Annotated in this window: 26 protein-coding genes; 14 read left to right on the forward strand and 12 right to left on the reverse strand. The window is 64.2% G+C overall.

The window, feature by feature from the left end:
- Positions 1 to 54: 54 nt before the first annotated feature.
- From NKI20_RS12635 to NKI20_RS12660, 6 genes are all read right to left on the reverse strand, one after another.
- Positions 55 to 978 carry a nucleoside hydrolase gene (locus NKI20_RS12635; protein ID WP_352830919.1) on the reverse strand — a complete coding sequence of 308 codons (924 nt, stop codon included), beginning with the start codon at positions 976 to 978 and terminating at the stop codon, positions 55 to 57.
- A gap of 13 nt (positions 979 to 991) precedes the next feature.
- Complete coding sequence (locus NKI20_RS12640; protein WP_352830921.1) at positions 992 to 2,014, reverse strand: nucleoside hydrolase; 1,023 nt, start codon at positions 2,012 to 2,014, stop codon at positions 992 to 994.
- A 25-nt stretch (positions 2,015 to 2,039) separates the two neighbouring features.
- Positions 2,040 to 3,038 carry an ABC transporter permease gene (locus tag NKI20_RS12645; RefSeq protein WP_352830923.1) on the reverse strand — a complete coding sequence of 333 codons (999 nt, stop codon included), beginning with the start codon at positions 3,036 to 3,038 and terminating at the stop codon, positions 2,040 to 2,042.
- Entirely contained in the window at positions 3,026 to 4,081 is a 1,056-nt protein-coding gene (locus NKI20_RS12650; protein ID WP_352830925.1) for an ABC transporter permease, read from the reverse strand. Before NKI20_RS12650 ends, NKI20_RS12645 begins: the two co-directional genes overlap by 13 nt.
- A complete protein-coding gene (locus tag NKI20_RS12655; protein WP_352830927.1) occupies positions 4,078 to 5,607 on the reverse strand; it encodes an ABC transporter ATP-binding protein in 1,530 nt (509 codons plus the stop codon). Before NKI20_RS12655 ends, NKI20_RS12650 begins: the two co-directional genes overlap by 4 nt.
- An 83-nt stretch (positions 5,608 to 5,690) precedes the next feature.
- Positions 5,691 to 6,692, reverse strand: coding sequence for a BMP family lipoprotein (locus tag NKI20_RS12660; RefSeq protein ID WP_352830929.1), 1,002 nt, complete (start codon positions 6,690 to 6,692; stop codon positions 5,691 to 5,693).
- A gap of 302 nt (positions 6,693 to 6,994) precedes the next feature.
- Between NKI20_RS12660 and NKI20_RS12665 the strand changes: the two genes are divergently transcribed.
- Positions 6,995 to 7,579: an amino acid synthesis family protein gene (locus NKI20_RS12665; protein WP_352830931.1), complete on the forward strand. Its 585-nt coding sequence runs from the start codon at positions 6,995 to 6,997 to the stop codon at positions 7,577 to 7,579.
- The gene (locus NKI20_RS12670; RefSeq protein WP_352830933.1) at positions 7,576 to 8,166 is read left to right on the forward strand and encodes an amino acid synthesis family protein; all 591 of its coding nucleotides are present in this window, start codon (positions 7,576 to 7,578) and stop codon (positions 8,164 to 8,166) included. Before NKI20_RS12665 ends, NKI20_RS12670 begins: the two co-directional genes overlap by 4 nt.
- A gap of 86 nt (positions 8,167 to 8,252) precedes the next feature.
- Here the strand turns inward: NKI20_RS12670 and NKI20_RS12675 are convergent, their stop codons facing one another.
- The 3 genes from NKI20_RS12675 to NKI20_RS12685 form a co-directional block, all read right to left on the reverse strand.
- Positions 8,253 to 9,452 (reverse strand): amidohydrolase family protein, encoded by a 1,200-nt coding sequence (locus NKI20_RS12675; RefSeq protein WP_352830935.1) that lies wholly within the window; start codon positions 9,450 to 9,452, stop codon positions 8,253 to 8,255.
- A 132-nt stretch (positions 9,453 to 9,584) separates the two neighbouring features.
- Positions 9,585 to 10,154 carry a MarR family winged helix-turn-helix transcriptional regulator gene (locus NKI20_RS12680; RefSeq protein ID WP_352830937.1) on the reverse strand — a complete coding sequence of 190 codons (570 nt, stop codon included), beginning with the start codon at positions 10,152 to 10,154 and terminating at the stop codon, positions 9,585 to 9,587.
- A gap of 41 nt (positions 10,155 to 10,195) precedes the next feature.
- Positions 10,196 to 10,837 carry a cysteine hydrolase family protein gene (locus tag NKI20_RS12685; RefSeq protein ID WP_352830939.1) on the reverse strand — a complete coding sequence of 214 codons (642 nt, stop codon included), beginning with the start codon at positions 10,835 to 10,837 and terminating at the stop codon, positions 10,196 to 10,198.
- Positions 10,838 to 11,098: 261 nt separating this feature from the next.
- On the opposite strand from NKI20_RS12685, the gene NKI20_RS12690 reads away from it, so the two are divergent.
- The 9 genes from NKI20_RS12690 to NKI20_RS12730 all read left to right on the forward strand — a co-directional run bounded on the left by NKI20_RS12690 (position 11,099) and on the right by NKI20_RS12730 (position 18,924).
- On the forward strand, positions 11,099 to 12,463 hold the full coding sequence (locus NKI20_RS12690; RefSeq protein WP_352830941.1) for an extracellular solute-binding protein: 1,365 nt from the start codon (positions 11,099 to 11,101) through the stop codon (positions 12,461 to 12,463).
- Between the two features lie 97 nt (positions 12,464 to 12,560).
- Positions 12,561 to 13,484, forward strand: a complete 924-nt coding sequence (locus NKI20_RS12695; protein ID WP_352830942.1) for a sugar phosphate isomerase/epimerase family protein — start codon at positions 12,561 to 12,563, stop codon at positions 13,482 to 13,484.
- Positions 13,485 to 13,492: 8 nt separating this feature from the next.
- Positions 13,493 to 14,398, forward strand: a complete 906-nt coding sequence (locus NKI20_RS12700) for a carbohydrate ABC transporter permease (protein WP_352830943.1) — start codon at positions 13,493 to 13,495, stop codon at positions 14,396 to 14,398.
- 2 nt (positions 14,399 to 14,400) lie between these two features.
- The gene (locus NKI20_RS12705; RefSeq protein ID WP_352830944.1) at positions 14,401 to 15,306 is read left to right on the forward strand and encodes a carbohydrate ABC transporter permease; all 906 of its coding nucleotides are present in this window, start codon (positions 14,401 to 14,403) and stop codon (positions 15,304 to 15,306) included.
- 13 nt (positions 15,307 to 15,319) lie between these two features.
- A complete protein-coding gene (locus tag NKI20_RS12710) occupies positions 15,320 to 16,420 on the forward strand; it encodes a Gfo/Idh/MocA family protein (RefSeq protein ID WP_352830945.1) in 1,101 nt (366 codons plus the stop codon).
- On the forward strand, positions 16,417 to 17,259 hold the full coding sequence (locus tag NKI20_RS12715; RefSeq protein WP_352830946.1) for an NAD-dependent epimerase/dehydratase family protein: 843 nt from the start codon (positions 16,417 to 16,419) through the stop codon (positions 17,257 to 17,259). The genes NKI20_RS12710 and NKI20_RS12715 overlap by 4 nt, the downstream gene beginning before the upstream one ends.
- 29 nt (positions 17,260 to 17,288) lie before the next feature.
- A complete protein-coding gene (locus tag NKI20_RS12720) occupies positions 17,289 to 18,092 on the forward strand; it encodes an SDR family NAD(P)-dependent oxidoreductase (RefSeq protein ID WP_352830948.1) in 804 nt (267 codons plus the stop codon).
- 213 nt (positions 18,093 to 18,305) lie between these two features.
- Positions 18,306 to 18,653: an IS1096 element passenger TnpR family protein gene (locus NKI20_RS12725; RefSeq protein ID WP_352830950.1), complete on the forward strand. Its 348-nt coding sequence runs from the start codon at positions 18,306 to 18,308 to the stop codon at positions 18,651 to 18,653.
- Complete coding sequence (locus NKI20_RS12730) at positions 18,607 to 18,924, forward strand: hypothetical protein (RefSeq protein ID WP_352830952.1); 318 nt, start codon at positions 18,607 to 18,609, stop codon at positions 18,922 to 18,924. Before NKI20_RS12725 ends, NKI20_RS12730 begins: the two co-directional genes overlap by 47 nt.
- Positions 18,925 to 18,987: 63 nt before the next feature.
- On the opposite strand, the gene NKI20_RS12735 is transcribed toward NKI20_RS12730, so the two are convergent.
- Together NKI20_RS12735 and NKI20_RS12740 are read right to left on the reverse strand one after the other, a co-directional pair.
- Entirely contained in the window at positions 18,988 to 19,155 is a 168-nt protein-coding gene (locus NKI20_RS12735) for an aldehyde dehydrogenase family protein (RefSeq protein WP_352830972.1), read from the reverse strand.
- Between the two features lie 7 nt (positions 19,156 to 19,162).
- Positions 19,163 to 19,279, reverse strand: a complete 117-nt coding sequence (locus NKI20_RS12740) for an aldehyde dehydrogenase family protein (RefSeq protein WP_352830954.1) — start codon at positions 19,277 to 19,279, stop codon at positions 19,163 to 19,165.
- Between NKI20_RS12740 and NKI20_RS12745 the strand changes: the two genes are divergently transcribed.
- On the forward strand, positions 19,257 to 19,391 hold the full coding sequence (locus tag NKI20_RS12745; RefSeq protein WP_352830956.1) for an aldehyde dehydrogenase family protein: 135 nt from the start codon (positions 19,257 to 19,259) through the stop codon (positions 19,389 to 19,391). The two genes, NKI20_RS12740 and NKI20_RS12745, sit on opposite strands and share 23 nt — an antisense overlap.
- Here NKI20_RS12745 and NKI20_RS12750 read toward each other — a convergent pair.
- A complete protein-coding gene (locus NKI20_RS12750; RefSeq protein WP_352830958.1) occupies positions 19,381 to 19,953 on the reverse strand; it encodes a TetR/AcrR family transcriptional regulator in 573 nt (190 codons plus the stop codon). The genes NKI20_RS12745 and NKI20_RS12750 overlap by 11 nt on opposite strands.
- Positions 19,954 to 20,062: 109 nt before the next feature.
- Between NKI20_RS12750 and NKI20_RS12755 the strand changes: the two genes are divergently transcribed.
- Positions 20,063 to 20,749: a glutathione S-transferase family protein gene (locus tag NKI20_RS12755; protein WP_352830960.1), complete on the forward strand. Its 687-nt coding sequence runs from the start codon at positions 20,063 to 20,065 to the stop codon at positions 20,747 to 20,749.
- A gap of 107 nt (positions 20,750 to 20,856) precedes the next feature.
- On the forward strand, positions 20,857 to 21,822 hold the full coding sequence (locus NKI20_RS12760) for an alpha/beta fold hydrolase (protein WP_352830962.1): 966 nt from the start codon (positions 20,857 to 20,859) through the stop codon (positions 21,820 to 21,822).
- Positions 21,823 to 21,907 lie beyond the last annotated feature (85 nt).

Here is a 21,907-nt window from a genome sequence, read left to right on the forward strand (position 1 = left end):
GGTATTATGACCCTGTCCGACTCCCACTGGCACCGCCGCCCTGAGATATTCAGGCTAGCGGAGCAAATCGAACATCAGCTTGAAGAAGCGGTCCGCATCGACATCATAGGCGATTCGCGCATTGTCCTCCTCACCGCGGTCATGCCAGAAATCGGCCACCGTGGCGCCGAATGTGTAGCTGCCGGACAGGTCGACGCCGATATGGGCGGGACGCGTTCGGACCAGGGTTGGATCGATCGCCAGCGCCAGCGCCAGCGGGTCGTGCATGGCGCCGCCGACGCCCATCGAGTTGCGGTGCAGCTTCTCGTAGAACTTCAGCCAGTCCATGGCCACGCGGCCGAGCGGCGTGTCGATGGCGGCCAGTTCCTTATATTGCGGCGCCTCGATCAGCACCTGCATGGTCACGTCGAGCCCTATCATGGTGATAGGCACCCTGGCGTCCAGCACCAGCTTCAGGGCTTCGGGGTCGCAGAAGGCGTTAAACTCGGTCGGCGTGATGATCTCGCTCTTGCGGTAGAACACGCCGCCCATCCAGATCAACTCCTTGACCTTGGGCAGCACGTGCGGGTGCTTGAGCACGAGCAGGCCGATGTTGCAGAGCGGGCCGGTCGCCACCACCAACAACGGATCCGGTGATGCCGCGAGCTTTTCGGCAAGGAAGTCCACCGCATGCTGCTTGAGGGGCCCGCGCGAGGGCTTCGGCAGATAGGGTGAGCCTTCGAGCCCGCTCGGGCCATCGGCGGTGCCCAGAACCAGCGGCCGCGCCAAAGGCCGAGCGCAGCCGGCGGCGACCGGCACGTCGCTGGCGCCGACGAAATCGAGCACCCGGATGGCGTTGTCCGTCGTCTTTTCGAGTTCGGCGTTGCCGCATGTCGTGGTGACGCCCAGAAGCTCGATGTCGGGCGAGCGGTGCGCCATCACCAGCGCGATGGCATCGTCGTGGCCGGGATCGCAGTCGTAGAGGATTGGTGTCGGCATGATCTGGGATCCTTCAGGCTGCTGGCTGGCCGTAGCGGGCCATGGTCGTCTTGAACATGTCGAGGAAGCGGCGTCCGTCGAGTCCCGTGGCAATGCGCGTCGTCTCGGGGCCGCCGCCGGGCAATATCTGGTGGCCGCGATAGGCGACAACCTGGCCGCGTGCCACGCCTTTCTCGAGCACCACATCGGCAAAGAGCGGCGCGGTCGTCGCGACGAGGCCGGGATCGATCGCCAGCGCCACGGTGATGACGTCGTCCATCGGAAAGCCGACAAGGCCGAAGAAATCGCGCCATATGTCGATATAGATCGGAAAGACAGTGCGGATCATCTCAACCACAGGGTTGGCGACGCCGGCGGCCAGCGCCTCCATGTCGGCCAGGTCGTCGCGGGTCAGCATGCTGTCGGCGACGCGGTTGTCCTCGCAGACATCGAGCGGAACGAGGATCTTGTCGACCTCCGCGTTGAGCACGATGCGCGCGGCCTCGGGATCGGCCCAGATGTTGTATTCCGACAGCGGCGTGATGTTGCCGGGCGTCGAGAAATTGCCGCCCAGCACCAGCATGGACTTTAACAGTGAGGGCAGCCGCGGTTCCTGCAGAAACGCCAGCGCGGCGTTGGTGGTCGGCCCGGTCGTCACCAGCGTGATCTCGCCTGGCGCGGACTTCACGGTATCGATGATGAAGTCCACCGCGTGGCCGGGCGTCGCCTTGCGTTTCGGCTCCGGCGCCGGCGGATTGAAGACCTTCAGCCTGTCGCCGAAGCGCGCCGTCAGCCTTTTTTCGAAATGAACCGGGGCAAGCATGTCCTGCTTGGAGTTGCCGACGATCGGGCGCCAGGCGCCGGCATGCACCGGCACATCGTCCTTGCCCGCGAGCGACAAGTTGTTGAGCATGACATCGGTGACCTGCTTGATCGGTCCGGCCGCGCCGATCGTCGTCGTCACGCCCTCCAGCCTGAGGTCCGGGTGAGCGGCGGCGAACAGCACGGCGAGAATGTCGTCGCCAGCCGAATCCACGTCCAGAATAATGCGTTGCATGAATGGCCTCGGAAGTTGAAGGGAGTCACGAGCGGTTATCGGCGGGCAGTTTGCCGCCGCTGTCTTGCGCCTTCCCCGACAGAGCGCTGCGCATCGTCTCCAGCGTCTCGCGGACCAGCTTGGGACGCGTGCGCCAGGACAAGACGAACAGCGCCATCAACGCTACGGCATAGGGCACGGCGAGGATCAGATAGGACGGGAAATTGAGGATCTGCAGACGCAGCGAAAAGGCATCGGCAAAGCCGAACAACAGGCAGCCGAGCAGGACCTTGAGCGGATTGCCGGCGGAAAAGATCAGGATCGCCACCGCCATGAAGCCGCGCCCCGACGACATGTTCTCGGTGAACATGGTGATGTAGCCGAGCGACATATGCGCACCGGCCAGGCCGGCGAACAGACCGCACAGCAGCGAGGCGATATAGCGGACCTTGGCAATCGAGATGCCCAGCGTCTCGGCGGCTTCCGGCTTCTCGCCGACGACGCGCAGATAAAGGCCGAGCCGGGTGCGGGCGTAGAACAGGATCAGCAGAGGAACCGAGAGGAAGGCGACATAGACCAGCGGCGTGTAACCGGAAATGAGCTGCGCATAGGACGGCCCGAGCATGTCGCGCGCGCCCGGGAGTTGCACCTTCGGCAGCCCGACGATGCCGCGCCCCACGACCGACCCGCGCGTGCCGAAGATGGCCTTCATCAGCGAGATCGTCATGCCGCCGGCAAGGATGTTGAGCGCCAGGCCGACGACCACCTCGTTGGCGCGGAAGCTGACGACCAGCACGGCGTAGACCAGCGCGAAGGCGAGCGCCGCCGCCACGCCGATCAGAAGGCCGCCAAAGGAGGAGCCAGTCCATATCGAGCCGATCACGGCGAAGAAGGCCGCGATCAACATCTGCCCTTCCAGGCCGATGTTGAAGATGCCGGCCTTGGTGGTGAAGGAGCCGCCGAGCGCCACCAAAAGGATGGGCGTGGTGGTGCGGATCGTGGCGACGAAAAGCCCGACATTGAAGAACGTAGCTAGAACTTCCATCGGCGCCCCCCGGTGCGGTCACCCTTGCGGCGCAGCAGCAGATCGGCCGAGACCGCCAGAATGATCAGGGCCTGGATCACGGTGATGATCTCACGGGAGGCCGTGGTGTCGACCTCGAGCAGCAGCGAACCGGCCCGCAGGGCTCCGAAAAACAGCGCGGTAAAGATCGTGCCGATCGGCGAACCGTTGGCAAGAAGGGCCGCGATCAGCCCATCAAAGCCGAAGCCGGGCGCGAACCCCTCCATGAAACGGTGATGCACGCCCAGTGTCTCGACGCCCCCCGCCAATCCGCCAACGGCACCGGAGGCGATCAAGACGCCGAACCCGGCGCGGCGAACATTGATGCCGCCATACTCGGCGAATTTGGGCGCCGATCCCACCATGGTGACGGCGTAGCCGGTGGCGGTGAAGCGGAAGAACAGCGCGGCCGCCACCGCCAGGGCAAGCCCGACAAGCAGGCCCATATTGAGCCGGGAGAATGAAAACAGCTCCGGCAGATAGGCGCTCGGCAGGATCGGCGGCGTTTCCGACCAGCCGCCGGGCCGCTTGAAGATGAAGATGGTGAAATAGGAGGTCAGCAGCACCGCGACGTAATTCGCCAGGATGGTCGACACCACTTCGTTCGCGCCGAACCGGACGCGGAAATAGGCCGGCACCGAAACCCAGGCCGCGCCGGCCGCGACAGCCGCCGCCATGGCGACGAGCACATGCAGGACCGGCGGCAGTGCAAAGGAAAAGCCCACCCACGCCGCCGCGAAGCCGCCGAGAAAGAGCTGGCCCTCGATACCGACGTTGAACATGCCGCCGCGCAGCCCGATGCAGGCGGCGACGCCGCAGATCATGATCGGGGTGGTCTGCAGCAGCGTGCCGGCGATCTTCTCCGAATCGCCGAAGGCGCCGCGTATCAGCGTGGCGAACACACGCAGCGGATTCTCGTCGATCATCAAAATGACGATCGAGCCGAGCGCGAGCGCGATTGCCAGCGCCAGCAATTGACCCGCAAGCGTGCGCCTGAGGTTTCTCGGCAGGAGCGAGGCGATCATTGAGCCTCCGCCGCAGCGACCGGATCTATTCCCGCCATCATCAGTCCGATGCTCTCCTCGTCCATCGCAGCGCCGTCGATCTCACCCATGATGCGCCCCTCGAACATCACCAGGATCCGATCGGCAAGCGCGGCCAGCTCGTCCAGCTGCGTCGAGATCAGCAGGATGGCCTTGTCCTCCGCGCGCTGGCGCATGATCTCGCTGTGAATGGCCTCTTGGGCGCCGATGTCGACGCCGCGTGTCGGCTGGTCGATCAGCAGGAAATCGCCGCCGGCGGTAAATTCGCGCGCCAGCACCACTTTCTGGATGTTGCCGCCCGACAGGCTGCCGGTGATATCCCGGGGACCCCGCGCGCGGATGTCGAAGCGCTCCATCAGCGCTTTCGTTTCGCGATCCACCGCGCTCCAGTCGATCAGCCCGCGATGGTTGTAGGGCTCCTTGCGCTGGCGCCCCATCAGCATGTTGGCCGACAGCGCGACGTTGCCGTCCACGCCGCGCGCCAGGCGATCGCCAGGGACATGCGCCAGACCGCGAGCGCGGATCTGCGCCGGTGAATGCTCGAGCAGTTCCTTGCCGTGCAGCAGGGCCGAACCATGGCTGGCCGGTCGCAGCCCGGACAGCACCTCTGCAAGCTCGGTCTGTCCATTTCCCGCGACGCCGGCAATACCGACGATCTCGCCCGCGCGCACGCTCAGATTGACCGCCTTCAATGCCGGCAGCCGGCGATCGTCGCGCGCCCACAGATCGCTGACGGACAGCACCGCGCGTCCGGAACCCGGCGAGCGGGGCCGCCGGTCGAAGCTGACGTCCCGCCCCACCATCATGCGCACGAGCTCGCGCTTGGAAAGCTCGGATTTGCCGCGTGTCGCCACCACGCGGCCATCGCGCAGCACTGTGATGGTGTCGGAAACCGCCATCACCTCCTCGAGGTGGTGCGAAATGAAGATGACCGTCATGCCGTCTTCCACGAAGCTGCGCAGCGTGGCGAACAGATCCCGGCTTTCCTGTGGCGTCAGCACCGCCGTCGGCTCGTCGAGGATGATGATGCGGGCGTTGCGGGCGAGCACCTTGAGGATCTCGATGCGCTGCTCGATCCCGACCGAAAGACCGGCAACGCGCTCCGCGGGATCGACGTTGAGGCCGAATTTGCGCGACAGCGTCCGCGCCTGCTCGATCTGGGCCTTGCGGTCGATGAGGCCACGCCTGCGGATTTCCATGCCGAGGAAGATGTTGTCGGCGACGGTCAGCGAGGGCACGAGCTTGAAGTGCTGGTGCACCATACCCAAGCCTTCGGCGATGGCGACGGCCGGGCTGGTGACGACGAGAGTCTTGCCATTGACCGAGATGGTGCCTTCATCGGGCTGCAGCAGCCCGAAAAGGATGTTCATCAGCGTCGTCTTGCCGGCGCCGTTCTCGCCGATGATGGCGTGTATTTCGCCGTGCCGCACGGACAGGTCGATGCGATCGTTGGCGGTGAACGCGTCGAAGCGCTTTGTGATGCCCTGAAGCTGTACCGCTAGGTCCATGGATGACGACGAGCCGAAACAAGAAAGCTGGTAAATGAAGGGCCGGCGCCGAACTTGGGCGCCGGCCGCCGGTTTCGGCAAGCCTATTTCGCCTTGGCGATCGTGATTTTGCCGGCGATCACATCCTGGCGCAAGGCTTCGAGCTTGTCCTTGACCGCCGCGGGCAACTTGGCCGCGGCGTCGTCGCAGAGCTTCACCTCGACGCCGCCCGAGGCAAGATCGAAGGTGCGGGTGCCGGCCTGCACCTTCTTGCCCTGGACCTCGTCCTTGATGATCGAATAGACGGCCACGTCACCGCGCTTGAGCATACTGGCAAGCACGTTGCCCGGCGCCGAGGAGCACATGTCGATGTCGACGCCGAGCGAATACTTGTCGGCCGCGGCGCTCGCCTGCATGACGCCCTCGCCGGTCGGACCGGCGACATTGTAGACGATGTCGGCGCCCTGCCCGTAAAGCGTCATGGCCAGTTCGCTGCCCTTGGCGGGATCGTCGAAGGTGCCGGCGAAGACGGCGTTCACCTTGACGTCGGGGGCCGCGTATTTCACGCCCTGCTCATAGCCGCCGAGGAAATTGCGGATGACCGGAATGTCGCGACCGCCGACGAAGCCTATGGCCTTGCCGGACCCGATCTTATCGAAGGCGGGTCCGAGATCCTCGACCATGCCGGCCAGCGCGCCGGCGATGAAGGAGCCCTGCTCCTCGGCGAAGTTCGCGTAGATCATCGACTTGCTGTCAAGCACGCCGTCGATGAAGACGAAGCGCTGGTTGGGATACTGCGCGCTGACCTTCTGCAGCGCGTCGACCAGTTCCCAGCCCATCACGAAGATGAGGTCGTATTCGCCGCTCTTGGCAAGGTTGGCGAACTGCTCTTCGTAGTCCAGCGAGCGGTTACCGGTGTCGACCAGCTTGAGGTCGATGCCGAAATCGTCCTTGGCCTTGTTGAGGCCGTTGACGATGGAGACGCCGAAGCCCTGCGCGAAATAACCGGAGATCGCGGCCACGTGCACCTTGTCGGCGGCAAGAGACGGAAGCGAGGAAGCGGCCAGCACGATACCGGCCGCCAAAAGGCGAGCGAATGACTTCATTTGGTTCAACCCTCTGGTAGCCTGTCGGCGGAGCCATCAACTCGGTCTTCTCACTGCCGATCTTGTTGATGGTCATATGACCATCGAAAAATACAAGAGTGTTGTCAATCCCCCACCGCAATCTTCGGATTAGCCCTGCGGTCCACGAACTGGATGAAATTGGCGGGAAACCCTCCCTTTGGGCGGGCTTCTGACGCCATTGTCCGGATTTCTCCGCCTCGGTCGCGCCGAGACGAAACCAGGGTTGACTTTGGCGGCACAAGGAAAGACTGTTGCTACTCAAATGAATTCTGGAGAGTGGCATGGCCGAGGTCGCGGTGCGGAAATTCGTCATTTCCGTCGATGAGATTTTTCATGAGGGCGGGCCCGTGGCCGAAACCCCGGCCAGGCGCGGAGCAATCCTCGCCGTCATCGAAAACCCGTTCGCGGGCGGCTATGTCGAGGATCTCATGCCGTTTATGGATGAACTGAAGCCGCTCGGCCTGGAAATGGCCAGGCGCCTGCTCGAGGCTTTGGGCGGCGATGCCGCGGCGATCGAAGGTTACGGCAAGGGCGCCATCGTCGGTGCCGCCGGCGAACTCGAGCACGCGGCGCTGTGGCACAATCCGGGTGGTTATTCGATGCGCGAGATTCTCGGCGGCGCCAAGGCAATCGTTCCATCCACCAAGAAGGTCGGCGGCCCCGGCACCCGGCTCGACGTGCCGATCACTCACATCGACGCATCCTATGTGCGCAGCCATTTCGACGCCATTGAGGTCGGCATCAACGATGCGCCCCGCGCCGGCGAGATGGTTGTCGCGCTCGCCATGACCACGGGTCCGCGCGTGCACGCCCGCGTCGGCGGCCTCAAGGCCAGCGAGATCAAGGGCGAGGACGGCTTGCGATGAGCGAGGATATCGGCGTGCGCCGCATCGTTACGATCGTCGAGGAAACGCTGATCGAGGGCGGCCGTGTTCTGGAAACCCCGACGCGTCGCGCCGCCGCGGTGGCGATCATCATCAATCCGTTCGCCGGCGCCTATCAAGAGGACCTGACGCCGCTGATGACTATCGGCAAGGCGCTCGGCCGCATCTTGCCGGAGCGCGCGGTGGCCGCCCTTGGGCTTTCGGGCGACAGGGTCGAAAGCTTCGGCAAGGCCGCGCTGGTCGGCGAGGACGGCGAGCTGGAGCATGCCGGGGCCTTGCTGCACCCCGAGCTTGGCGCCCCGTTCCGCGATGTGCTCGGCGGCGGCGCCGCGCTCATTCCCTCCTCCAAGAAGCGCGGCGCGCCGGGCGCGGCCTTCGACATTCCGCTCGGCCATAAGGACGCGGCGCGGGTGCGCAGCCATTTCGACGGCATGGAGGTTCGGGTGGCCGACGCGCCGCGGGCCGGCGAAATAGCAGTTGCGATCGCGGTGACCGATTCGGGCCGTCCGCTACCGCGTGTCGGCGGACTGACAAAGGACAAGATCGTCGGGTTGGACGGCATGATCTGACGGCTGGCACCCGGCGGCGTGTCGCCGGAAAGCCGTCCGGGGCCGGGCGGCTTTTATATTTCGGCCTGGATCGAATCGGCCGCGCTTCAGGCGGCCACGAACTCCGGCATGGTCACCGAGGGCGGCGTATTGCGGCTGCGTCCGATCCGCTGGACGCCATCGACCAGGATCATGCCGATACCGGGCATGTTGCCGAGCGTCATGGCGTCGAGCACGTCTTCGCCGGCGCCGCCCATCGCTTGGTCGATGAAGACGAGGTCAGCGGCAAGGCCTTCGGCTATGCGGCCGCGATCCGTCAGACCGCGCATTCTCGCGACATTGCCGGTGGCGAAACAGACCGCCATTTCCGGCGCCACGTCGCCTAGCGAGGCAAGCATGGTGACCAGCCGCAGCATGCCGAGCGGCTGCACGCCGGATCCCGCCGGGCCGTCGGTGCCGAGCACCAGCCGGTCGAGCGCGCCGATCTCGCGGATCACCCCGAGGACGAAGAGGGCTGCCCGCATATTGCCGTTGTGAACGATCTCGAGATAGCGCGGGCTCTTCTCGCATATCAACCGCAGCTCGGCCTCGGGCAGCGAGGTGGGGCCGCCATTGAGGTGCGCGGCGACATCCGCATCGACTTCGAGCACGGTCTCGGATCCAATGCGCGCCGAGCCCGGAATGGAATGGCCGCCCGTATGCGTCATCGAGGTCATGCCGTTGCGGCGCGCCCACTCGATCATCTTGCGGCCGGTGGGTCCATCCTTGATCGCGCCGAGCCCGAATTCGCCGATGAGCGTGACGCCGGCGGCGGCGAGTTCTTCGAAATCCTTCTCCTCGAGCCCCGGCTCCAGCACCAGCGCGCCCGCCAGGACCTTCATGCCCAGCGGCGAAAAGCCGGAAAAGGTGCGCTGCGAGGTGATGGCAAGCGCCTTCACGCCCACGACGTCGCGCGGGCGGCCGGGCACATGTACCTCGCCGGCTGAAACCAGCGTAGTCACGCCGCCATGCAGCGTGGATTCGATCCAGCCCAGCTGGTTCTGCCGCGGCGTCCAGTCGCCCATGACCGGATGGGCGTGGTTGTCGATCATACCGGGCATGATCGCCGAGCCCTTGGCATCGATAACCGCGCAGCCGGAGCCTGGGCCCATGACACTTTCACGACCGAGGGCCACGATCAGGCCGTCCTCGATCACGATCGTGTCGGCATCCGCCAACGGTCGGGCAATGTCGCCCGTCAGGATCGGGCCAAGATTGCGGATGACGAGACGGCTCGCCTCGCCGCCGGGTTTGTGTGAATGCTGCATGCTGCCAACAAGTCCTTGTTCTGTGCCCGCGGACCAGCGGATCTGCCGGCATGGAAGGATGCCGACCCTGACACTTGCCGCGGGATATCGGTTGGGGAAGGCCGGACAGAGCCGGACCCATCGCCTGAGGTGTTATGCCGTATCGTCCGACCCGCTGATTCGGTTGAGAAGATCAAGCAGTGTCGCCTGCTCTCCCGGGGTCAGCGGTGCAAGCAGCCGGCGCACCACTTCCATGCTGCGGTCGAGCAAAGGCAAGGTATAATGGACGCCGGCATTGGTCAGCGTGATCATCGTCATGCGCTGGTCGGTCTCCGAGCGCTTGCGTTCGATCAGGCCCCTTTTCATCAGCGCCTTCACCACCAGGCTGATGGTCGAGGGGTCCATCTGCGTCAGGCGCCCGAGATGGTTCTGCGAAACCTCCCCGTGCCGCAGCAACGTCGCCAGCGCCGCATGCTGTGTGGGCGTCAGGTCGGCATGCGGCATCACTTCCTGAAAACAGGCCGTCGCCCGCTGGTGCGCTTTGCGCAGGATATGCGCGGCATGGTGCTCGAGCGAATATCCGGTGCGCGCGTAGAAGGCGAGAATTTCCTCGCGGCCCAGTTCCGGCAGCTCGAACGCAGCGCTTGAGGGGGCGGACAGGGTCTTCTCGCCTGTCTTCTCTTCGCCGCTCAATGCGGTTTCCATGTTCTTCTGTTCATTCAAAGGCCGCGAGCCCTCCATTGCAAAAGCTAAACGTCGTTGTCTCAGGCGGCAATCATGTTGGCGATCGGCACGCCCTCGCGCAGCGCCGCGACGACGGCGGCCGAATCCGACACCACGCCGAAATGCGTTGCGATGTCGTAGAGCGAGCTCTCGTGTTCGCGCGGCCCCGTCGCCGCGCAGGCATCGGCCGGCACGACCACGTCGTAGCCGATGAAGAATGCATCATGCACCGTGGAGCGCACACAGATGTTGGTCACCACCCCGCAAATCACCAACTGATCCACCTGCATGTCCTTCAGCGTGAGATCCAGGTCCGTCTGGAAGAAGGCAGAATAGCGTCGTTTGATCACGTGGATCTCATCCGCTCGCGCCCCGAGATCCTCGATGACCTCGACCGCCCACGTCTTCTCCAGTCCATGCGGCGTGCGCTTTTCCCATTCGCGCTCGCGGCGCATACCCGGGCGGTGCGCATCGTGCACCCAGATCACCGTCGCACCGGCCGCTCGCGCGGCCTCGATCAAGGCCAGTTGCGGCGCGACGAGCCGTTCATAGCCGGGAAGCACCATCTTGCCGCCGGGTTTGCAGAACTCATTGATCATGTCGACGACCACAAGCGCGGTGCGTGCCGGATCGAGCCTGAGCTGGCGATCCTGGAAATGCGCGGAAAAGACATCCACCGACATGGCTTGCCCTCGTTTCTCACCGTCATCGGACAGTCTATCTTTGTTGATGATCAAACAAGACGCCGAACCCCAATGAAGTCAAGCGATTTTTAAGCACGTGCGAAAATCTCCCGTATCTGGGAAGAATGGCGCCTTCCTGAGTGAGAAAACCGCCGAAACTTGCAACTTGACAACGCGGGAACCTTATCGCTTACTCATATGACAATCAACGAATTGCTCGAGCATCAGGACGGCTCGCGCATCAACAGAGGGGTTCCTGAGATGTCTGGTTCCATGCCCAGTTCGCGCATTGTATTTGCCCCCGCTTCCCTCAAGAAATTCGTCTTCGCCGCCTCGCTTGCCGCTGCCCTCGCCCCATCCCACCTGTCGGGCGTCGCGCAGGCCGAAGGCGTCACGCTCAAGGTGTTCGGCGGCTCGTCGCTGGATGTGTTGGCGCCGCGCGAAAAGCCCGAAGTCCAGACGCAGATCCGCGAGCAGATCGTCTCCGGCTTCCTGAAGGAGCACCCGGACGTCGCCGCCGTCGAATGGGACGCGCAGGGGCCGCAGTCCGGTTCGCTGCAGCGCATGATGACGGCGAAGCTTTCCGGCCAGGAAATGGACCTGATCGCCTGCTCGGCCTATTGGGTCAACGGCGCCTATGTCCGTCGCGGCCTGCTCAAGCCCATCACAGACGAGGTCAAGCCGTTCGCGGGCAATGTCGACGCCACCAGCCTCGGCGCCTTCACGGTTAGCGGAAAGCTCTACGGCGTGCCGATCAGCTCGCTGTCGACCTCCACGATCTTCTACAATGTGGAACTGTTCAAGAAGCTCGGTATTCCCGAGAAGCCGACCTACGAGGATCTCAAGGCAGCCGTGCCGAAGCTACAGCAGGCAGGCGTCATTCCGCTGCTGCATCAGGGCGCCAACGCGGTCATGTGGCCCATGTGGTACTTCGAGGCACTGGCGCAGTCCAGCGGCGATCCGATCACCCTGACCCAGGCGCATCTCGAGGGTAAGGAGCCTTTCAACGACGACGCCAGTGTCGGGGCCTTCCGCCTCATCAAACAGTGGGTGGACGATGGCATCCTGTCGAAAGACTCGCTCTCGGTCGACATGGACGGCATGCGCGCCGCCTTCGCCAGCGGCAAGAGCGCCATGTACTATGGCGGCACATGGGAAGTGCCGTCGCTGAAGGACAGCGTTAAGACCTTCACCTGGGGCGTGTTTCCTTTCCCCAAGATGCCCGGCACCAAGGGCGAGCCGAAACATGGCGGCGGAGCCGACAACGGCATGTGCCTCTCGGCCTCGATTCCGGACGAGAAGGTCAAGCCCGCGCTCGACTTCATCGCCTATCTCACCAAGCCGGAGGTGGCCAAGATCTACTTGGCCGCGGACCAGCCCATCGCGACCTCCATCAAGGGTGTCGATGGCGTGAACGAACCCTATGCCGCATCGCTGCGTGAAACGACTTTCCCGAATACGGTGAAGTTCCTTGATTGGATGTGGCCGAGCGAGGTGACCACGGCGGTCGCCTCCGGCATCGCCGGCGTCGTGGGTGGCACCGCCACGCCCGAAGATGCCGCGGCCAGCGTGCAGACGGCGTTCAAGACGCTGGTCGACGAGGGCAATTGGCCACCCAAGGACTGAGCCGGGACCTTCCAACCATAACAACCATCCTCCCCCTGCCGCGGGCCGGGCACGCAGACCGGCCCGCGGCGTCATTCCCAGGCAGAAAGATACTTCCATGACGCGCGCGGCCCGACAGCGGTTTTCCATCGGCTACCATCTCAACAGCTGGGATCTGACCGGCCAGCCGCTGCGCCCGGCGCTCGAATTCCTCGCCGGCCAGGGCTTCGGCTGGTTCGAGATCCTCGCCTTCACCAGCCTGTCCGACCAGTTCGCGCGCAAATACATGCAGCTCGGCGATCTGCCGCCTGCAGGGGTTACGACAGACACCGACATCCTGCGCCGCTACGCACTGCTTTCGGAAGCCCAGAACGATCTCGGCATCAAGCTGTCCTCGCTCTATGTCAATGCAACCTTCATCAATCCCAACCTATGGGCCTATGAGCGCGACTGCCTGGTAGCGCTCGCGCGCCTGCTGAAAGGCTTCGGCGCGCCGGTGCTGGTGCTTGGCGGCGGCCCCTCGGAGGCGTCCGGCAACGCGCATGCCCCCGACGATTACAAGGCCTTCTGTCGGGCGCTCGAAGACATCGGGCGCCGCACCGCCGACCTCGGCATCGCTGCCGTCTACCATCCGCACCTCGACACGTTTGTCGAACGCCGCGGGCAGCTCGATCGCATGATGGACGAGCTCGACACCCGGCACGCGGGCCTCTGCATCGACCCCGCCCATCTGGTGCAGACGCATTCCGACCCGGTCGACGCGCTGAAGACCTATGTGTCGGCCGTTCGCTACATGCACTTCAAGGACTCCAGGGTCGACGACAATCTGAAGGGGCCGGAACGCTACGCCGCCTTCTGCGAACTTGGCGCCGGCGTGGTGGATCTCCCGGATCTGGTCGACGTTTTGCTCGACGCGGAATATGACGGACTTGCCATCGTTGAGCTGGACGCATCCCAGAAGACCGCCGAGCAGAGCGCGCTCGAAAGCATCGAGTATCTGACCGGCACGTTGGGTCTGACGCTGGCTCCCGGAAAAGGCTGAAGCGGGACATGGCGGCAAGCGGCCGACGGGCAGGAGCGACCGGTGGCGATGCTTTCGCCGCCGCCCTCATGCTCGCTCCCGCCGCTCTGCTTCTCGGCCTCTTCTTCGTCTGGCCGTTCCTGCGCGGCCTGTGGATCAGCGCGACGCGCTGGGACGGTTTTTCCGCACCGGTCTTCGTCGGCTTCTCCAACTACGCCCGGCTCTTCGGCGACAGCCTGTTCCAGGGCGCGCTGCTCAACAATCTGATCTTCGTCGTCCTCATCCTGATCTTCAAGAACGGCTTGGGCATGGGGCTTGCGCTTCTGCTCGATCGCGCGCCGTTCTTTCGCGGGCCGATCCGCGCCGCCGTCTTCATCCCCGTCACGCTGTCGTTTGCCGCGACGGGCCTGCTTTGGTCATGGATCTACAATCCGGTGTTCGGCCTACTCAACGCCGCGTTGGACCTGGCCGGGCTTGCCGGCCTGAAGCGTTCCTGGCTCGGCGATGCCGACATCGCCCTTTATGCGATCGTCGCGGTCGACATCTGGAAATGGCTGGGCTTCCACGCCGTGATCTATCTCGCCGGCCTGCAGACCATTCCGGCCGAACTCTACGAGGCGGCGCGTATCGACGGCGCCAGCGCATTTCATCGCTTCCGCCACATCACCTTGCCGCTGATGATGCCGGTCGTGCTGATCAACGTCATCCTCGGCCTGTCGGGCGCGTTCGTGCGCAATTTCGATATCGTTCAGGTATTGACCCAGGGCGGCCCCAACCACGCCACGGAGGTGGTGATGACCTTGATGGTCAAGACCGCCTTCCAGGACGGCAACATGGGCTATGCGAGCGCCATGGGCTTTACGCTGTTCCTGATCGTCGGGCTCTGCTGCGTGGCGCTGCTTTCGCTCATGCGCCGTTCGAGGGTGGACCTGTGACGATGGCAGCGCCCGCCCCTGCCGTGCCGGCCGGCAAGGCTGTCTCCGCCCAAATACCTGCAAGGCGCCGCCGCTCCTTGCTTGGTCGAGCCGGTGGCGAGCTCGCCCTCGTCTACGGCCTGCTCGCGCTTGTCCTGGTCGAAACGCTCTATCCGCTGATCTGGGTTCTGTTCGGCTCCTTCAAGTCGAAGGAAGAGGTGATCGCCAATGTCTGGGGGCCACCTTCGCAGCTTCTGTGGTCGAACTATGCGGAGGCCTGGAAGATTTCCGGCATGGGCGCCCGCATCTTCAACTCCGCGAGCATTACCGCGGGCGCGCTGCTCATCCTGGTGGTGGCCGCCACGCCCGCGGCCTATGCGCTGTCGCGCATCAGATTCCGCGGACGCAACATCATCCTGGCCTTCATCGTCGCCGCCATGCTGGTGCCGCCGCAGGTGATGGCGATCCCTTTGTTCATGACGGCGCGCGACCTTGGGCTCGTCAACAGTCGTGTCGGCATCGCCATCATCCATGCCGCGTCGACATTGCCGCTTTCCATCTTCATCATGCGCAGCTTCTTCCTGACGCTGCCGATGGAGCTGGAGGATGCCGCCCGCATGGACGGCGCGAGCCGGGTGCAGACGCTGTGGCATGTGATGCTGCCGCTCATCCGTCCGGGCATCGCCCTGGTCACCATCTTCGCCTTCATCGAGATCTGGAACGACTTCTTCCTGGCCTTCCTGTTGCTGCGCGAGCCGTCGGTGCAGACGATCCCACTCGGCCTCGTCGCCTTCTTCCAGCAATACGGCTCGATGTGGAACCTGTATTTCGCCGCTCTCACGCTGACGACGCTGCCGGTCATAGCGGTGTTCCTGCTGATGCAGCGGCATTTCATCGCCGGCCTGACCGCCGGCGCGGTAAAGTCCTGAAACGGAGATTGCGATGAGCGCATCCCAAACGCGCCCGCTGGGCATCGGCGTCATCGGCTGCGGCGAGATCGCGCAGCTCATGCATCTGCCGATCATCCACGAATTGCCACAGTCGAGGATCGCCGCGCTTTGCGATCTGTCGCTGAGCGTGCTCGACAGCCTGGGCGGCCACTACGGCGTCACGGCACGCTACCGTGACTATCGCGATCTGCTTGGCGACCCGGCGGTCGATGCGGTGGTCATATGCACCTTCGACCACGCACCCGTGGTGCGCGCGGCCATCGAGGCGGGCAAGCACTTCATCGTAGAGAAGCCGCTGGTTTTCACGGCGCAGGAGGCACGCCCGCTGGTCGCGGCGGCCGCCGCGAGCGGCCTGACGGCCCTGGTCGGCTATATGAAGCTCTACGATCCCGGCTACAGGCTCGCCTTGGAGAGGATCGCGGCGATCGGCCGTCCAAAGATGATCCAGGTGCATGATTTCGCCGGCCGCTTCGACCGCTACCAGCAGCTTTACACCCAGGTGCGCGGCAAGGATGTCGATGCCGCCATGATCAAGGCCGGTCAGCAGGAGGTGGCCGGCCGCGTCACGACAATGCTGGGCGGGCGGCACGCGGCCTATGCCGATCTCTATATGACGCTGCTGATGCTGGGCAGCCACGACCTCGCCGTGCTGCGCGGCGCCTTCGGCGTGGCCGAAACCGTGTCCTACGCGCAAGCGGTCGGCCCGACCCATCTGATGGCGGTGCTGGGCTTTGCCGACCGCGTTCCGGCGCTGCTGGAAGTCGCGTTCGGGGCGCAATATGAATGGTGGGACGAATGGATGACGGTCCACGGCGAGGCTGACGAGGTGCGCATCGACTTCCAGAATCCGTATGTGCGCAACGCGGCTGCCACCGTGCGCCTGCGCGAAGCCGCGGGCGAAGGTCCGAGCGAGCGCATCCTGCCCGGCACGCCGGAGACCGCCTTCCGCCGCCAATGGCAGCATTTCATCGCCTGCATCCGCGGCGAGGCCAAGCCGATCGCGCAACTTCAAGGCGGGCTCGACGATCTCGAACTTGCCGAGCGCATCATCAAGGCGCTCCCTGCAGGAGCGCTCGATGAGGCCGCGGCATGAGCGGCATCCTGGTTACGGGATCGAGCGGCCTGCTCGGCCGCCACGTCGCCGCGGCGCTTGCCGAGGCCGGGCATGACGTCATCGGCCTGGACCTGGCCCCGCCGCCAAGCGGCTCGGCGTGGAGGCATGTGAGCGCCGACGCGACCGACCTGTCGGCCGTCTACGAGCTTGCAAAAGGATGCCGTGCCCTGGTGCACATCGCCGCGATCCCGCGACCGACCGGGCGGGCGGCGGCGGATGTCTTCCGCATCAACATGTCCGCCATGTATGCCGCGACCGAAGCGGCGCGGCTGATGGGGATAGCCCGCTTCGTCTATGCCTCCTCCTTCAGCGTTCTGGGCTACCCCTTCTTCGAGCAGCCCGTCATGCCGCCCTATCTACCTGTTGACGAGGGCCACACCGCCGCCCCGCAGGACGTCTATGCGACAACCAAGTGGCTCGGCGAGGAAATGGTCGAGGCCATGGTGCGGCGCGGCGCCTTTTCCGCCCTGAGCCTGCGCATGCCCTGGATCCAGACACCGGAAACATTCCATGCCGCCGTGGGGCCGCGCCGGCGGCAGGCCGATGCGGCCCGCGACCTCTGGGCCTATCTCGACGCGCGCGATGCCGCCTCTGCCTTCGTCGCGGCGGTCGAAAGACCGGCCGATCGCCATCTGCGCGTCTTTCTGAGCGCGGCCGACAGCTATATGGACCGGCCGAGCGCGGCGCTCGCGGCGCAAGCCTATCCCGGCGTTCCGATCACGCGCCAACTGGACGGCAACGCCGCCTTCATCGACACCTCGGCGGCGAGGGCCGCGCTGGGATTTGCGCCGCGCTTCTCATGGCGCGACTATCGCTGATCGGTATCTGGGTTTCGGAGACAGGAAAGATGCGCTTCAAGGACAAGATCGTTCTGGTCACGGGCGCTGCCGGCGCCATCGGCTCTGCGGCGGTACGCCGCTTCGTCGAGGAAGGCGCGGTAGTCGCCATCGCCGACCTCGACGGCGTCCGTGCCGAGGCGCTGGCAACGACGTTCGGCGATCGCGCCGAAGCCTTTGCTGTGGACGTAGCGGACCCTGTGGCGGTGGAGGCCACGGTCAAGGCGGTGGCCGCGCGTTTCGGCCGGATCGATGTGCTGTTCAACAATGCCGGCATCTCCGGAAAGGTCGCGCCGGTCCACGAACTGAGCATCGAGGACTGGCAACGCATCATCAACATCAACCTGAACGGCATGTTCTATGTCCTGCGCGCGGCGCTGGCGACCATGATCGCGGGCAAGATCAAGGGATCGGTGGTCAATATGGGCTCGTCCATGGCGGGCTGGGACGTGCTGTGCGGCGGCGCCGGCTATGCCTCGACCAAGCACGGCGTGGTCGGGCTGACCAGGATCGCGGCTCTTGACGCCGCGGCCTATGGTATTCGCGTCAACGCCATCTGTCCGGGGGTCGTCGAGACCCGGCTGGGTGTGCCGGCGCAGGACGAGGCGGCCTATGAAGCCGCCATTCGCCGCTTCTCCGACCGCATTCCGCTGCGCCGAATCGGTCAACCCGAGGACGTTGCCGCCGCAGTAGCCTTCCTGGCCTCGGACGATGCGCGCCACGTTACCGGCGTGGACTGGCTGATTGACGGCGGCCAGACATTGCAGAGCTGGGCAAACGCCCCTGATGCCGAAGCTTTTCCACGATTTTCCTGACACCCCCAGTCTGAGAAACTAAGTCTTTCATGTTTTGGCGGAAGCATATCCAGCGTTGTTGAAGTAGTTTGCGCATTCGTCTGGCTTGATGGTGCCGACGAGGGTGCCGAGATGGAGAGCAGGAAAATCTGTGGGGTGTTTCAGGTAGTTCGAGCAAGAGAGCGGCGGTAGAGTTGCCGTGGTGACGCTTCGCACAGGGGGACGGATTGGAGCATGCTTGAAGGCGAGATCGGCTCATCGGGAGGAGCCAGCGGTTCGATCCTGCAACTCACGGTCCGCCTGCTCGATGTGAACCCGATGATCTGGAGGCGTGTGCTTGTACCGGCCGCCATGACACTGAAGGAACTGCATGGCGTCTTTCAGGTGCTGCTGGGATGGCGCAGCCTGCACCTTTATCGGTTTCGCATCCACGCGGTGCATTATGCGTTCCTGGGAGCCGGGAGCCGAACGTCCCGACCGAACGCTTTGCAGCTTCAATTTCCGCCGCAGCGACAAGTTCGTCTACGAATACGACATGGCGGACTACTGGAAGCACGAGGTCCGGATCGAAGCCTGGCTTGAGCCGGGCCCCACAAGCGCCACCCGGCCTGCATCGGCGGCAAGGGTAATTGCCCGCCCGAGGAATGTGGCGGTCCGGCGGGCGACGACGAATGCCGCATCGAAGCACTCGGCCTCGATGCCCGCGAAGATCTCGACACCATGGTCGAGATTCTGGATCGGGGCGTGCTGCAGGACCAGCCACATCTGTTGGATGACGACGAGATCCGTAGGTGGCTCGAGGATGTTGTGGAGCGAAACCGCGCTCGCGAGCCACTCTGGCCGGGTCGGTTGACCGGCGCTCAGTGAACACCCGATTGCACGCCGGCGAGGACCATTTTCTCAAGCATCAGCAGCTTTACTGAGCCGACGCTCTCGGTCCGCCGGCAAAGACAATATTCGGGTTCTTGCCGCCAAGCTCCATTATGGTCTTCTTGAGAGTTCGGGACGCGGCGACGATAATGGCGCTCCCGGTAGCGGTCGAGCCCGGGCACGAGACGACGTCCACGTCGGGATGTTCCGCGATGCGTTGCCTACCGGATCGCCATAGCCGGTAACGACGTTGATACGCCTTTTGGCAGGCCGGCTTCCTCAAGGATCTTCGCGAGCTGAAGGGTAGTTCCCAACGTGAGTTCACTCGGCTTTGCCACGACGCCATGGAACTATCCGCTGGTCGTCCTCAGTCAGAAATTGCCATTTGCTCTCGCTGCGGGCTGTAGCGTCCACCGGCCAGGCGCCCCATCTCGCGCAATTAAGGTATGAGACCAGTGGCGCGATATGTCCTGATCGTCCGGTCGTAGATGGCAATATCCTGGCAGCCGCGCGCGACGAGTTGAGCACCCTCGATGGCGGCGAAGATCGCCATCGCATGCTCCCGCAATTGTTGCTCGCCAGCCGCAGGCTTGGCCCGCGTCAAGACCTGCGTGATCCAGCCTACGTTCGTCTCGGCGAACTTGTCCACTTCGGTCCGAACCTCAGCGGGAAGATCGTCGAGCTCGGCGCTCATGATGCCGCATAGACACATGCGATTGTCGTTGGTCAGTGCCGAACGAAAGATCTCGGTATATCGATCCATGCACCAGGTCGCGTCCTTCGACGTCGCCAGCACCTCCGCTAGATAGGTTGCCCCATCTTCAGTGTAGCGGCGTGCCAGCGCAGCCCCGAGGTCGCCCTTGGTCGGGAAATGGTAGTGCACGCTGGCGCTCTTGATCCCGACCTCTTTCGCCAGCTCGCGGAAGCTGAGCGCATTGTAGCCATGCGCCTGCACCGTCGCCTTTGCGACCGCCATCAGCGCCTCGCGCATATCTGTTTTGGTCTTAGCCATCGTCGTTCCGTACCTATCATCCGATAGATAGTTGTTGACGCCGAAAAAGGGAAGGGGTAAACGGCATCGCGTAACCTATCTATCGATAGACAGTTAAAGGAGCCTTGTTATGAAAATCTTCGATCGCCCCGGCTTTCCCAATCCGGCTCGTATCCGCATCGTCCTCGCCGAGAAGGGGCTTGAGCCGCAGGTCGAGTTCGTCTCCGTCGACCTCATCGCCGCCGAACACAAGCAGCCGGCCTTTCTTGAGAAGAACCCGTCCGGCGTACTGCCGGTCCTGCAGCTCGACGATGGCGCGTATATCGCCGAGGCAACCGCCATCACCGAATATCTCGACAATCTCGACGGCGACCCGAAGCTCACCGGCAAGACGCCGAAGGAAAAGGCCGTCATCCACATGATGCAGAAGCGGGCTGAAACCGAGTTCCTCGATGCGGTCGGCAACTACTTCCATCACGCGACGCCTGGCCTTGGGGCCGCCCTGCAAGTGTTCAAGAGCCCCGAATGGGCCGGCCGTCAGGATTGGGGCAACCGCCAGCGGGATCGGGCTCTCGGCGGCATGAAGTATTTCGACACGGTGTTGCAGAGCCGTTCCTACGTCGCTGGCGATGCATTCTCGATGGCTGACATCACCGTGTTTGCCGGGCTGATGTTCGCCGATGCCGCCGGCATCGCCGTGCCTGAGGATCATTCCGCGCTGAACGCTTGGCGCGCGAAGGTCTCCGAGCTGCCGAGCGTCAAGAACCGCAGCGGCCAGATGTTCGTCGCCGAGGATCTGCGCCGGCTCGGGTTCTGATCACACGAGGTTATCCGCGCCTGCACCGAGGCAGAGCGGCTCTTCGCTCCGCCTCCCATCCACCAATCTCGCCGTCGCAAGCGGCTTCCTCTCGCATGGAGTTCACTATGTCTACGATCTCAACACCCAATGGCGCTTCCAGGCGCAACCTGCTGAAGGGGGTTGCTGCCGCCGGCGCCGGCATCGCCGCCGCTAGCGTCAGCGCAGCCGATGCAAAAACACCCACGCCGACAAATAGCGGCAAGCCGACAGCGGACCGTCTGACCATGAAGGACGGTACTAGCCTCTACTACAAGGATTGGGGCTCGGGTCCCGCCGTCGTCTTCAGCCACGGCTACCCGCTGTCCTCCGACGCCTGGGAGGACCAGATGTTCTTCCTGCTACAGAACGGCTATCGCGTCATCGCCTATGACCGTCGGGGCTTCGGGCGGTCGAGTCAGCCGGCCAAGGGTTACGACTACGACACCTTCGCCGATGATCTGGCGCAACTGGTCAATGCACTCGATCTGCGGCAGGCGACCTTCGTTGGCCATTCCATGGGCGGCGGCGAGGTGGCCCGCTACGTCGCCCGTCATGGCCAGAGCCGCGTCGCCAAGGTCGCCTTCGTTTCCTCGGTGACGCCGTTTCTGCTGAAGACGCCGACAAATCCGAACGGTGCACCCAAGGAGCTGTTCGACAGCTTCCGCGCGGCCGTCCAGGTTGACCGCTCGCAATGGAATCTCGACGTCACCATGCCGTACTACAGCTTCAACCGGCCGGGCGCGAAGGTCTCGGGAGGATTGCGGCAGAACTATTGGCGGCAGGGGCAGGCGACCGGCTTTCTCGCCGCCTACCATGCGCTTGGTGCTTTCTCCGAGACCGATTTCCGAGACGACCTCAAAAAGATCACCGTCCCCGCACTGGTGGTGCATGGCAGCGACGATCAGATCGTCCCGCTCGAGATCTCTGCGAGGCTGACGGCCAAGCTCATCCCGCAGGCAAAGCTCATCGTGTACGACGGCGGTTCTCACGGCTTGCTGCATGTCGACAAGGACCGGCTGAACGCCGATCTTCTGGCATTCCTTCGCGGCTAACCCGGATATCTCACACAGTCTTTCGGCGCGAGGCTGGCGGCAGCGATTTTGCAGGCGCTTGAGCTGCGGGCAAGGGATGTCGGCC

The sequence above is a fragment of the Mesorhizobium sp. M0830 genome, assembly GCF_040319965.1.
In the GTDB taxonomy this organism is placed as follows: domain Bacteria; phylum Pseudomonadota; class Alphaproteobacteria; order Rhizobiales; family Rhizobiaceae; genus Mesorhizobium.